The 10944-nt window shown below is 62.3% G+C and carries 13 protein-coding genes, 3 tRNA genes and 1 pseudogene; 11 read left to right on the top strand and 6 right to left on the bottom strand.

Going from position 1 to position 10944, the window contains the following annotated elements; translation table 11 throughout:
* Nucleotides 1-86: 86 nt before the first annotated feature.
* Nucleotides 87-162 (bottom strand) — tRNA-Thr (locus tag LB577_RS32685).
* Nucleotides 163-321: 159 nt separating this feature from the next.
* Here LB577_RS32685 and LB577_RS32680 point away from each other — a divergent pair.
* The 3 genes from LB577_RS32680 (at nucleotide 322) to LB577_RS32670 (ending at nucleotide 1434) form a co-directional block, all read left to right on the top strand.
* On the top strand, nucleotides 322-489 hold the full coding sequence (locus tag LB577_RS32680; protein ID WP_023768610.1) for a hypothetical protein: 168 nt from the start codon (nucleotides 322-324) through the stop codon (nucleotides 487-489).
* A gap of 213 nt (nucleotides 490-702) precedes the next feature.
* Nucleotides 703-897, top strand: a complete 195-nt coding sequence (locus tag LB577_RS32675; protein ID WP_224690512.1) for a hypothetical protein — start codon at nucleotides 703-705, stop codon at nucleotides 895-897.
* Nucleotides 898-1122: 225 nt separating this feature from the next.
* Nucleotides 1123-1434, top strand: coding sequence for a BA14K family protein (locus LB577_RS32670; RefSeq protein WP_224690511.1), 312 nt, complete (start codon nucleotides 1123-1125; stop codon nucleotides 1432-1434).
* Nucleotides 1435-1503: 69 nt separating this feature from the next.
* On the opposite strand, the gene LB577_RS32665 is transcribed toward LB577_RS32670, so the two are convergent.
* Nucleotides 1504-1914 carry a hypothetical protein gene (locus LB577_RS32665; RefSeq protein WP_224690510.1) on the bottom strand — a complete coding sequence of 137 codons (411 nt, stop codon included), beginning with the start codon at nucleotides 1912-1914 and terminating at the stop codon, nucleotides 1504-1506.
* A 172-nt stretch (nucleotides 1915-2086) separates the two neighbouring features.
* Here LB577_RS32665 and LB577_RS32660 point away from each other — a divergent pair, with 172 nt between their 5' ends.
* Nucleotides 2087-2446 carry a hypothetical protein gene (locus LB577_RS32660; protein ID WP_224690509.1) on the top strand — a complete coding sequence of 120 codons (360 nt, stop codon included), beginning with the start codon at nucleotides 2087-2089 and terminating at the stop codon, nucleotides 2444-2446.
* Here the strand turns inward: LB577_RS32660 and bhcR are convergent, their stop codons facing one another.
* A complete protein-coding gene (bhcR, locus tag LB577_RS32655) occupies nucleotides 2447-3268 on the bottom strand; it encodes an HTH-type transcriptional regulator BhcR (protein WP_224690508.1) in 822 nt (273 codons plus the stop codon). It lies immediately after the preceding gene.
* A 213-nt stretch (nucleotides 3269-3481) separates the two neighbouring features.
* On the opposite strand from bhcR, the gene gcl reads away from it, so the two are divergent.
* The 3 genes from gcl to LB577_RS32640 all read left to right on the top strand — a co-directional run bounded on the left by gcl (nucleotide 3482) and on the right by LB577_RS32640 (nucleotide 7210).
* Nucleotides 3482-5263 (top strand): glyoxylate carboligase, encoded by a 1782-nt coding sequence (gene gcl, locus LB577_RS32650; RefSeq protein WP_224690507.1) that lies wholly within the window; start codon nucleotides 3482-3484, stop codon nucleotides 5261-5263.
* A gap of 10 nt (nucleotides 5264-5273) precedes the next feature.
* A complete protein-coding gene (gene otnI / locus LB577_RS32645) occupies nucleotides 5274-6071 on the top strand; it encodes a 2-oxo-tetronate isomerase (RefSeq protein ID WP_224690506.1) in 798 nt (265 codons plus the stop codon).
* Between the two features lie 221 nt (nucleotides 6072-6292).
* Nucleotides 6293-7210: a 2-hydroxy-3-oxopropionate reductase gene (locus tag LB577_RS32640; protein ID WP_249490915.1), complete on the top strand. Its 918-nt coding sequence runs from the start codon at nucleotides 6293-6295 to the stop codon at nucleotides 7208-7210.
* Between the two features lie 125 nt (nucleotides 7211-7335).
* On the opposite strand, the gene LB577_RS32635 is transcribed toward LB577_RS32640, so the two are convergent.
* Nucleotides 7336-8184, bottom strand: coding sequence for a TrmH family RNA methyltransferase (locus tag LB577_RS32635; RefSeq protein WP_140573612.1), 849 nt, complete (start codon nucleotides 8182-8184; stop codon nucleotides 7336-7338).
* 200 nt (nucleotides 8185-8384) lie between these two features.
* Between LB577_RS32635 and LB577_RS32630 the strand changes: the two genes are divergently transcribed.
* Together LB577_RS32630 and LB577_RS32625 are read left to right on the top strand one after the other, a co-directional pair.
* Nucleotides 8385-8469, top strand: a tRNA-Tyr gene (locus LB577_RS32630).
* 91 nt (nucleotides 8470-8560) lie between these two features.
* Nucleotides 8561-8634: transfer RNA gene (locus tag LB577_RS32625), tRNA-Gly, on the top strand.
* A 119-nt stretch (nucleotides 8635-8753) separates the two neighbouring features.
* Here LB577_RS32625 and LB577_RS32620 read toward each other — a convergent pair.
* Nucleotides 8754-9215, bottom strand: a complete 462-nt coding sequence (locus LB577_RS32620; RefSeq protein ID WP_023768601.1) for a YidB family protein — start codon at nucleotides 9213-9215, stop codon at nucleotides 8754-8756.
* Between the two features lie 128 nt (nucleotides 9216-9343).
* Between LB577_RS32620 and LB577_RS32615 the strand changes: the two genes are divergently transcribed.
* Nucleotides 9344-9601, top strand: a complete 258-nt coding sequence (locus LB577_RS32615; RefSeq protein WP_013895719.1) for a GlsB/YeaQ/YmgE family stress response membrane protein — start codon at nucleotides 9344-9346, stop codon at nucleotides 9599-9601.
* An 87-nt stretch (nucleotides 9602-9688) separates the two neighbouring features.
* Here LB577_RS32615 and LB577_RS32610 read toward each other — a convergent pair whose 3' ends face one another.
* Nucleotides 9689-10576, bottom strand: coding sequence for a DMT family transporter (locus tag LB577_RS32610; protein WP_013895718.1), 888 nt, complete (start codon nucleotides 10574-10576; stop codon nucleotides 9689-9691).
* Between the two features lie 291 nt (nucleotides 10577-10867).
* Between LB577_RS32610 and LB577_RS32605 the strand changes: the two are divergent.
* A pseudogene (locus LB577_RS32605) lies at nucleotides 10868-10944 on the top strand (elongation factor Tu); the annotation flags it as partial.

The following is a 10944-nucleotide window of genomic DNA, read 5'->3' as shown; positions in this document are numbered from 1 at the left end:
ACTCCAAAACCCTTTCGGGCCAAAAGTGTTACCCATGTCTCCGGTATAAACCGTAACCCATGTGTCCGGAACGGACCGATGAGAACTGGTGCCCCCGGACGGAATCGAACCGCCGACCTTCGGTTTACAAAACCGCTGCTCTACCAGCTGAGCTACAAGGGCATGGCGCTCCGATTAGCATATTTGTTGCGCCAGTAAAGACAAAACTCCGTTTTCGGTTACTCGTCGTGGTGGATGACGTCGCGGCGCGAGGATGCTGAAATCCGCAAAGGCGCTTCCTACATATCGGCAAGGTGCAACCGCTTCGGACTGGAGTGTCGCATGATCAGGCTCGTCATCATTCTCCCTATCGTCGTCATCGCCTGGATGCTGCTGGTCAAGCTCATCAGCGATGTGAAGAAGGCCAATGTCGACTGGACCGGCGTGACCACCATCATCGGCTTCATCGCGCTCGCCTTCTGGCTTCGCCATGTCACTGGCATGGGATGAGTGAGCGAGTAGCGAGTAGCGAGTAGCGAAAAAGCAGGAGCACCCAGAGTGCCATTCACTACTCGCTACTCGCTACTCGCTATTCGCTATTCGCTCGTTCCCGGAACCGTCCCACAAAAAATCTCCTCGCCCCGTCGAACCTTTTCCGGCGCCGCGCCGACTGATGTTCGGAGGCGAATGGGTCGCCTCGATCAAAAGATCCAGGAGATCATCATGTTCAAGCGCACTCTCACCTCAGGCCTCGTCGCCATCTTCGTCGCCACCGGCGCGCTCGCCGGCACAGTCGGTACCTCGTCTGCCCATGGCATGCACGGCCATCATCATCACCACCACTTCAAGAAGTTCTGGTGGAAGCACTACAATCACCATCATCACCACAGGCACGGCAGGGTGATCATTTTCCTTTGATGGAGGGACCCAATTCCTCAAAAAGGGCGGCTTCGGCCGCCCTTTTTTGCATTGAACGCCGGCAGCCGCCGGAATTCGTAACACCCGGATTCCGCCCATGCGCGGTGGACGCGATTTCTCCTGTTCCAAAAAGACGAAAAAAGATTCGAACCTTTCTTCTTGCCGCAACGACAGATGATCAAGAGGCGGATGGATCGCCTCGGTCAACGAAGCAAGGAGATCGTCATGTTCACGCGCACACTCGTTTCCGGCCTCATCGCCACCACTGTCGCCGCCACCGCATTGGTTGGCACCGTTCAGCCTTCGGCAGCCCACAGCCATCACCACAACCATGACATCGGCATCGGCATCGCCGCCGGCGTCGGCGGCTTCGTCCTCGGCAGCCTGCTGTCCCAGCAGCCGCCGCGTACCGTCTATATCGACGAAGATGGTGGTTCTTGGCACGTCCGCCGCTGTTTCGATCGCTACTCGAGCTACGATCCGGAGTCCGACACCTATATCGGCCGCGACGGCTATAGCCACTACTGCCGGCTCTGAGCGGAAGCCAACCAACGACGTAAAGAGGGGTTGCGGGCAGCCCCTCTCTTCGTTTGAAGGGTCGCGGGTCTAGAGCTTCGCGCCGGCCTCGAGAATCGGCAAACCGGCCGCGCGGCAGAGGCCCTGAACTCGAAGCCGGGAATCCGCCGACCCATCGCTCATCGCGACGAGTTCGAAGCTGCTTCCGGCATCCGGATAGATCTTGGCGACAAAGGCATTGTCATCGCCGTAGGCCCCGGATGAGATCCTGTTGCTGACGGTGCCGCAGGCCACGATCTCCTGGCGGCCGCCCGACGTCCGCTCGCCGGCCAGCATCGTCCCGAACTTGGCGGAGGCCGGATCCGGCAGATGCTGGCGGATGCCGCCGGTAATGATCTCCTCCAGCGCGAGCGAGATCGGAATGGGCGAGATCGGAATGGGCGAGATCGGAATGGGATTGACGTGTTGGTCGCCGGCATCGGGTCGAGGCGCTGCCGCCACGCACCCGCAAAGTGAAGCGACAAGCAAAAGCTGGATCGGTTTCCTCATCCGCGCCCTTTCGCATGCATTCGAACGCCACGGCAAGGCAGTCCCTTGCAGCGAGCGCTATACAGCGATTTTCGGAGCGTCTAGCTGTCTAGTCTCTTACAATGGCCAATTGGGGAAGGGTGGCTTGGACGAACAGGACCCGGAAGAAGACCTGATCGAGACGGTTTTCCCCAATGGCACCGTCACCACGGTCGGCATCCTGCTGGCATTTTCGCTGGGTTTCATCACCCATTGGGCCGCCAACCCGATTCCCTGGCAGACCTACCATCTGGTCGCCGTCCTGCCGATCCTGGCCGGTATCGCCTTGCAGATGCGGGCGCTGTCGCTGCCGCTCGACACAAAGTCGCTGCAGCGGCGCGTCTTTGGACGCGCCAACCGCATCTTCATCGCCGGCCTCGTCTTCACTGCCTGCGGTGTCGGCATGACGATCCTGCTCGATTTCTTCGATATCGCGACCAGGAGCGCGTTGCCCGGGGCGGGCTGATCAGCCGGCTTGCATGCCGCCGATCATCCTGGTCACTTCAGCCGCGGCATTGCGCACCATGGGCCCGATCTCGGCCAGCCGCTCACGCGTCACCCGCACGGTCGGCCCCGACACGGAGACGCCGCCGATCGGTTCGCCGAACTCGTTGAAGATAGCGGCCGCCACGCAGCGCATGCCGGGGTGCCGTTCCTCGTCGTCGACCGACCAGCCGCGCAGCTTGATGACAGCCAGGTCATGCGCAAGCACCGGGATTTCCGAAAGCGTCTTGTCGGTGAAGCGTTGCAGGCCGGCCTTGCGCAAAATGATGCCGACGCGCTCCGGTTCGAGATGCGCCAACACCGCCTTGCCAATGCCGGAGGCATGGAAGGGGCTGCGGGTCCCCGGGCGGAAGAAGGCGCGGATCGCCTGATGCGTCTCGACCTGGCTGACGAACACCACGCAATCGTCCTCGGCGACACCGAGATTGGCGGTCTCGCCGGTCTTTTCCATCAGCTCCTGCATGACGATGCGGGCACGGTCGACGAGCTTGCGGCGGCGCAGGAATGCCGCGCCCATGCGGTACGTCTCGACGCCGATCGACCACAATTGGTCGCTGGTGTCGAACTCGACCATGCCGTGGTTCTGCAGTGTCGTCAGCATGCGGTAGGCGGTGGAGGCGGCAAGACCACTTTGCGCGGATATCTCGCTCAGCGACAGGCCACTGCCTTCAGCGACAATGGCCAGGATGCGCAAGGCCCGGTCGAGCGACTGCACCGAATTGGCTTCGGATGGCCCGTTGAAGGCGCGCGGCCGGCCGCGCTGGCGTTTTTCGGTCATGTCCATGGGCGCCATTCTCCGCCGTTTCGCCAAACAAGCAATGAAAAAGTTTTTCACTCGTATGGGCGGCAGAATTCCTGGAAAACGGAAAATCCAAAAAAATCAATAAAGAGCCGCCGTTTTCTCGAAATGAAAAAATATTCTGGAAAAATTGAAAAATAGCCGGCTTGCTGACATTCTCGGCCATCCAACAATGACAACCCTGAGGAGGGCCGGAAAATGGCCAGGATGCGCGCTGTCGATGCCGCGGTTCTTGTTCTCGAAAAGGAAGGCATCGCCTGCGCCTTCGGAGTGCCGGGCGCGGCGATCAATCCGCTCTATTCGGCGCTGAAGGCGAGGGGTACCATCCGCCACGTGCTGGCCCGCCACGTCGAGGGCGCTTCGCATATGGCCGAAGGCTATACGCGCGCCAAGTCCGGCAATATCGGGCTTTGCATCGGCACGTCGGGTCCGGCGGGCACCGACATGATCACCGGTCTCTATTCGGCCGCCGCCGATTCCATTCCGATCCTGTGCATCACCGGCCAGGCGCCGCGCGCGCGTCTGAACAAGGAAGATTTCCAGGCCGTCGACATCGCCGCCATCGCGGCGCCCGTCGCCAAATGGGCAGTCACGGTCATGGAACCCTATCTCGTCCCCATGGCGCTGCAGAAGGCCTTCCACCTGATGCGCTCGTCGCGGCCGGGGCCGGTGCTGATCGACCTGCCGGTCGACGTCCAGATGGCTGAGATCGAGTTCGACATCGATGCCTATGAGCCGATGACGCCGTTCAAGCCGGCGATGACGCGGGCCCAGGCCGAAAAGGCGTTGACGATGCTCAACGCGGCCGAAAAGCCGCTGATCGTCGCCGGCGGCGGCATCATCAATGCCGATGCGTCCGATCTGCTGATCGAATTCGCGGAAATATCGGGCGTGCCGGTCATCCCGACGCTGATGGGCTGGGGCGCGATCCCCGACGACCACCGGCTGATGGCTGGCATGTGCGGACTGCAGACCTCGCACCGCTACGGCAATGCGACGATGCTGGAAGCCGATTTCGTCTTCGGCATCGGCAACCGCTGGGCCAACCGCCATACCGGGTCGGTCGACGTCTACACGAAGGGGAAGAAATTCATCCATGTCGACATCGAGCCCACGCAGATCGGCCGTGTCTTCGCGCCCGATCTTGGCGTCGTCTCGGACGCGGGTGCCGCGCTGAAGATGCTGCTCGACGTCGCCACCGAATGGAAGACGGCGGGAAAGCTGCGCGACTGGTCGGGCTGGGCGAAGGAATGCCAGGCCCGCAAGAAGACGATGAAGCGCAAGACGCATTTCGACCAGGTGCCGCTGAAGCCGCAGCGTGTCTACGAGGAGATGAACAAGGCGTTCGGCCGCGACGTCACCTACGTCACCACGATCGGCCTGTCGCAGATCGCCGGCGCGCAGTTCCTGCATGTCTACAAGCCGCGCAACTGGATCAATTGCGGCCAGGCCGGCCCGCTTGGCTGGACCTTGCCGGCAGCTCTTGGCGTTCGTGCCGCCGATCCGGACCGCACCATCGTGGCGCTGTCGGGCGACTATGATTTCCAGTTCATGATCGAGGAACTGGCAGTCGGAGCGCAGCACAGGCTGCCCTATATCCACGTCGTCGTGAACAACGCCTATCTCGGCCTGATCCGCCAGGCGCAGCGCGGCTTCTCGATGGATTACGAGGTGAGCCTGGCCTTCGAGAACATCAACCGTTCAGATGATCCCGAGGCCGGCTATGGTGTGGACCATGTCGCGGTCGCCGAGGCGATGGGCTGCAAGGCGGTCAGGGTGCGCAAGCCGGAAGAATTCGCCGGCGCCTTCAAGCAGGCGCAGCGGCTGATGAAGGAACATCAGGTGCCGGTCGTGCTCGAATTCATCCTCGAACGCGTCACCAACATCTCCATGGGCACCGAGATCGACAAGATTACAGAATTCGAGGACCTTGCCGAGCACCAGGAAGATGCCCCGACCGCGATCGTGATGCTGGATTAGGAGAAAAAGAATGCCGCGTTTTTCAGCCAATCTTTCGATGCTCTTTGGTGAGCACGATTTCCTGGACCGCTTCGATGCCGCCGCCCGCGCCGGCTTCAAAGGCGTCGAATATATCGGTCCTTACGATCATGCGCCCGAGGTGGTGGCCGCGAGGTTGAAGAAGAACGGCCTGTCACAGGTGCTGTTCAACCTGCCGGCCGGCGACTGGGGAAAGGGCGAGCGCGGCATTGCCGTGCTGCCGGACCGCGTGCCGGAATTCCGCCAGGGCATAGCCAAGGCGATAGCCTATGCGCAGGCGCTCGGTTGTCCGCAGGTCAACTGCCTGGCCGGCATCGCGCCTGTCGGCGCCGATCGCAAGGTACTCGAAGATGTTTTCGCCGAAAACCTCGCCTTCGCGGCGGAAAAGCTGGAGCACGCCGGCATCCGGCTTTTGATCGAGCCGATCAACACCCGCGACATTCCAGGCTTCTTCCTCAACTATTCGGATCAGGCGCTCGATTTCATCGATCGCATCGGCTCGAAAAACCTGTTCCTGCAATACGACATCTATCACATGCAGATCATGGAGGGGGATCTCGCCCGTAAAATCGAGGCAAACCTCGACCGCATCGCGCATATCCAGCTTGCGGACAATCCCGGCCGTCACGAGCCGGGGACGGGCGAGATCAACTATCCCTTCCTCTACGACCACATCGACCGCATCGGCTATTCCGGCTGGATCGGGGCGGAATACAAGCCGAAGGCCGGCACGGAAGCCGGGCTGGCCTGGTTCCGGGACCTGGCCGGGCAGGGCAGTGCGGCGGCTTAACGACTATCGCAGTCGAAGTCCTGTTCCTTGGCGCCCCCCTCTGGCCTGCCGGCCATCTCCCCCACAAGGGGGGAGATCGAATGTCATCTCGGCTTTCGCCAATCTCCAACGTTGCAAGATGAGCGAGGCGCCGAAACAGCCAATCTCCCCACCTGTGGGGGAGATGGCCGGCAGGCCAGAGGGGGCGCGACAGAACGCTGCCTTCACAAAGGAGAACCACAATGGAAACCATAGGCTTCATCGGTCTCGGCATCATGGGCGCGCCGATGGCGGGGCATCTGCTGGATGCTGGCCATAAGGTCATCGCCAGCGATCACCGCTCCAAGCCGCCGACCGACCTCGTGGCCAAGGGCCTGAAAACCGTGACCGGACATGCAGCCGTGGCCAAGGTGACCGACATCGTCATCCTGATGGTGCCCGACACGCCGCAGGTGGCCGAAGTGCTGTTCGGCAACAACGGCGTCGCCTCCGGCCTTTCGAAGGGCAAGCTGGTCATCGACATGAGTTCGATCTCGCCGATCGAGACCAAGACCTTCGCCCAGAAGATCAATGCGCTCGGTTGCGACTATCTCGACGCGCCAGTCTCGGGCGGTGAGGTCGGCGCCAAGGCGGCGTCGCTCACCATCATGGTCGGCGGCGAGGAAAAGGCTTTTGAACGAGCCAGGCCGGTGTTCGAGAAGATGGGCAAGAACGTCACTTTGGTCGGGCCGAACGGGGTCGGCCAGACCACCAAGGTGGCCAACCAGATCGTCGTCGCGCTGACCATTGAAGCCGTCGCCGAAGCTCTTGTTTTTGCTTCAAAAGCCGGCGCCGATCCGGCCAAGGTCAGGCAGGCGCTGATGGGCGGTCTGGCGGCCTCGCGCATCCTCGAAGTGCATGGCGAGCGCATGGTCAAGCGCAGCTTCGCGCCGGGGTTCCGCATCGAATTGCACCAGAAGGACCTCAACCTGGCGCTGGAAGGCGCCAAGGCGCTTGGCGTGTCGCTGCCCAACACCTCGACCACCCAGCAACTGTTCAATTCCTGCGCCGCCAATGGCGGCGCGAAGGAGGATCACTCGGCGCTGGTCAGGGCGCTTGAGCGGATGGCCAATTTCGAGGTCGGCGGCGAGGCGGCCGAGGCCAAAGGCAAAGCGGCATAGGTCGGGAGAGGGCGGTATAACGTTCCCAGGCCGCCAGCTCCCTTTCCTGTCGAAGAACGGGTTCCCGCGACCATCGCCGGGACCCGTTTCTCGTTCAGATCGGCGACGGAACTGTCGCCTCCGGCTCAGTCGCGCTTCAGGAACGCCCGTGCCGCGTAGAGGCTCACCGCCGCGGCGTTCGACACGTTGAGCGATCTGATTGCGCCGGGCATATCGAGCCGGGCCAGCGTCGTCACCGTCTCGCGCGTCTTCTGGCGCAGGCCCTTGCCTTCGGCGCCGAGCACCAGCGCGACCCTGTCTCCGGCAAAGCTGGTTTCGAGTTCCGCCGGCCCATCCGAATCGAGCCCGATGGTCTGGAAGCCGGCCTCGTGCAGCTGCCCGAGCGCGTCGGCGAGGTTTTTGACCTCGATCTGGTCGATATGCTCCAGCGCGCCGGAAGCGGATTTCGCCAGCACGCCCGATTCCTGCGGGCTGTGGCGTGCCGTGGTGATCAGCGCGCCGGCGCCGAAGGCGACCGCCGAGCGCAGGATGGCGCCGACATTGTGCGGATCGGTGACCTGGTCGAGCACCAGCACCAGTTTCGTGTCGCCCAGCGCGTCGAGGCGTTTGGGCTTCAGCGGCTCCGCCTCGATCAGCACACCCTGATGCACGGCGTCCGATCCGGTGATCTTGTCGATATCCCTGGGCTCGACCAGTTCGGCCGTGAACGGCAGGGCGGCGAGATCGGCAATTTCAAGACGCTCGGCCGCATTGCGCGTCACCAGCATTTTCTTGATCCGGCGCCGTGGATTGTCGAGCGCCGCCCGCACCGTGTGCAGGCCATAGAGCCGCACCAGGCCATCGCCTGCGTTTTCGCCCGGGGGGACAGGCTGACGTGGCTTGAATGCCGGCGCGCCGCCGCTCTTCTCGTCGCGAAAGGCGCGGCGCAGCTTGGCGTAATGGGTGTCTTTCGGAGTGTTGGTCTTGTTGCTCATGGTCGGCTTCTATAGCCGTCTGCGGCGGTCAGGGATACGGCCCGTCGCCGCAGTCGGCGAACAAGTTCGAAAAAGCCCGGCTGCGCGGTTGACACCCACTGGCCTTGCCGCCATAAGGCGCTTCGCTGATTTCGGAGAAGACATCTATCTCGGGTCCGGATCGGCAAGAATGCCTCGTTGCATGGCTCCGGCGGCAGACTGGAGAGGTGCCCGAGTGGTTAAAGGGGACGGACTGTAAATCCGTTGGCTTAGCCTACGTTGGTTCGAATCCAACCCTCTCCACCACTGCCGGCCCGGAAGCCCTGAAACGCGAAGAGCATCGGAGGCGAAAAGCGCATGGCGCTTTTCGGTTGAATCCGGTACTTCAGTGCAAGGCGCGGGTATAGCTCAGTGGTAGAGCAGCAGCCTTCCAAGCTGAATATGCGGGTTCGATTCCCGCTACCCGCTCCAAATCTCCATCGCCCGGATTTCCATCGCCCAGAATTCCATCGCCCAGAATTCCATCGCAACGAACTGTAAGCCGGGACACTGCGCAATGCGCGCAGCGCTCCGATTGTCTCCGCGCCGCGTCAGCTGTTGAACGCGGATGCAACCTGGTGCTGCTGCGGCACCTGGCCGTTCGGCGTCAGCTTGTCGACGATGCCGGGCAGGGCCGTGGACAGTTGCTTGAGCAGTTCCTGCTCGTTCATGCCGGTCCGTTGCGCGATCTCGCGGATAATTTGGGGTCCAATCGCGTTGCCGAGATCATTGGCGTTGATCGACTGGTTCTGCCCGGTGCCGACCCAGGAGTCGGCGGTGTTGCCGTGACCGGCATCCCTGAGCTTGTCGAGCAGGCCGCCGAGGCCGCCGAGCAGGCCGCCGTCACTGGCGGTGGCTTCTGTCGGCGCGGGGGCGGGCGGAGCGGCAGCTTCGGGTTGATCCGGCTGTTCGCTTCTGCCGCTCAGCATCTTTCCGACCAGCAACGCGCCGAGCGCGATCATCAGCGGTTTGGTGATGTTGCCCCCGGGAACGGCGTTGTCAAAAAGTCCCATAGTGGATCCTCCATCTCAACCAAGCCCAGCCCATTGCACAATGGCGCATTCGGGCGGAATTTCAAGTTGGCTTGAGCTTTTGACAATCATATGAAAATGTCGCGTCGGCGAGGGATGGAGAGGAAAAAATGGGTATCATCAGCTGGATCATTCTCGGCGCCATCGCCGGCTTCCTGGGCAGCAAGATCGTCAACAAGACCGGCCAGGGCCTGATCATGGATATCGTGCTCGGCATCGTCGGCGCTATCGTCGGCGGCGTGATCTGCAGCCAGATCTTTGGCGTGGGTGTCACCGGTCTCAACATCTCCAGCCTGATCGTCGCCGTGGTCGGCGCCGTGGTCGTGCTGTGGGCCTACCACCAGTTCAGCGGACGCAGGACGCTTTAGCCGGAACGCACGCCCTTTTTTGCTTGCCGGTGACCGGCTCGTTCGGGGCCGGTGACCGGCGTCCTAGCGTCGTAAAGCGAGCAATGGCTAGGCGACCACGGCCAGCCGGCGCTTGCGTTGGTCCAGCGACACGATGGTCAGCCCGCTGCCCACCACCAGCAGGATGCCGCAGACGGCCAGCACGTTGGGGAATTGTCCGAACACCAGCAGTCCCGAAATGACGGCCCAGACGGTGAAGCAATAATAGAACGGCGCCACCGCGCTGGTCGGCCCGACGCGATAGGCCATGAAGATGAAGAAATGGCCGAAGATCAGGAAAAACCCGGCGCCGGCCATCAGCAGCAGATGACGTGCCTCTGGCATCACCCAGCGCTCGGAAACCAGATGCGCGGCGCCGGCGCCGATCAGCACCACCACGACGGCGGAGATCGCCACGATCATCCCCGGCACCTCGGCCGAGACCCGCCGGCCGGCAAGGTCGCGCGCGGCCGCCAACGCCGCATTGCCGAGCGCCAGCAGAGCATAGACCGAAATGCCTTGCATCGTCGGCTGCGCCACCATCAGCGCGCCGATGAAACCGAGCCCGATCAGCGCCATGCGCAGGCCGCCGATTCGCTCGCCAAACAGGATCGACGAGCCGACCAGCATCAGGAGCGGCGTTATCTGTCCGAGCGCGGTGGAATCCGCGATCTGCATGTTGGCGAGCGCCACGACATAACAGAGGATCGCCGCCATCTCGAGCAGGTTCCTGCCCAGCACGCGCCTGTCGAAGATCAGCGGGATCTGTTTGCCGTAGCCCAGCGCGAACAGCAGCGGAAACCCCCACAACGCCGCCGCGACGCCGCGCAGGAACAGCACCTCGTAGGACGGCAGCCCGGCGGTCGCGAGTTTCATCATCGTATCGTTGACGAGATACGACCCGGTCGAGATGATCATGAACAGTGGGCCGCGAACGGTCGTCGGAAGGAAATGCATCGGGTCAGGAGATCAGAGCTCGATGACGACCGCAATGGGCCATCGACGGGCCGTGAAGCGGACACGGACTGGCGGGCAAGGCCGCCGCGGCGGCTCAATCGATCCGGCTTTCACCCATTTCATTCCGTCCAGGGCCTACCTATATCAGCGCCACATCCCCGCAATCGGATCGCAGGTTCGGACTGGGTGAGACGGCACCCGGCCAAAAGACGCTTGTGTTTTTTGGCCTTTGTCGCTAATCGCCCCGCATTCGACTGAACTGAAGGTCAAGGCCGTCCAAGGAAAGAGACTATGGCAAAAGGTAAATTCGAGCGCACTAAGCCTCATGTGAACATCGGCACGATCGGCCACGTCGATCATGGCAAGAC

The sequence above is a fragment of the Mesorhizobium sp. B283B1A genome, from assembly GCF_020165735.1.
Lineage (GTDB): Bacteria > Pseudomonadota > Alphaproteobacteria > Rhizobiales > Rhizobiaceae > Mesorhizobium > Mesorhizobium opportunistum.
This window is presented reverse-complemented; position numbering and strand designations above follow the sequence as displayed.

Excerpts from the sequence above, each read along its gene's own strand:
- LB577_RS32680 (WP_023768610.1), top strand. The coding sequence starts at position 322 with ATGATCAGGCTCGTCATCATTCTCCCTATCGTCGTCATCGCCTGGATG.
- LB577_RS32675 (WP_224690512.1), top strand. The coding sequence starts at position 703 with ATGTTCAAGCGCACTCTCACCTCAGGCCTCGTCGCCATCTTCGTCGCC.
- LB577_RS32670 (WP_224690511.1), top strand. The coding sequence starts at position 1,123 with ATGTTCACGCGCACACTCGTTTCCGGCCTCATCGCCACCACTGTCGCC.
- bhcR (WP_224690508.1), bottom strand. The coding sequence starts at position 3,268 with ATGGACATGACCGAAAAACGCCAGCGCGGCCGGCCGCGCGCCTTCAAC.
- gcl (WP_224690507.1), top strand. The coding sequence starts at position 3,482 with ATGGCCAGGATGCGCGCTGTCGATGCCGCGGTTCTTGTTCTCGAAAAG.
- otnI (WP_224690506.1), top strand. The coding sequence starts at position 5,274 with ATGCCGCGTTTTTCAGCCAATCTTTCGATGCTCTTTGGTGAGCACGAT.
- LB577_RS32640 (WP_249490915.1), top strand. The coding sequence starts at position 6,293 with ATGGAAACCATAGGCTTCATCGGTCTCGGCATCATGGGCGCGCCGATG.
- LB577_RS32635 (WP_140573612.1), bottom strand. The coding sequence starts at position 8,184 with ATGAGCAACAAGACCAACACTCCGAAAGACACCCATTACGCCAAGCTG.
- LB577_RS32620 (WP_023768601.1), bottom strand. The coding sequence starts at position 9,215 with ATGGGACTTTTTGACAACGCCGTTCCCGGGGGCAACATCACCAAACCG.
- LB577_RS32615 (WP_013895719.1), top strand. The coding sequence starts at position 9,344 with ATGGGTATCATCAGCTGGATCATTCTCGGCGCCATCGCCGGCTTCCTG.
- LB577_RS32610 (WP_013895718.1), bottom strand. The coding sequence starts at position 10,576 with ATGCATTTCCTTCCGACGACCGTTCGCGGCCCACTGTTCATGATCATC.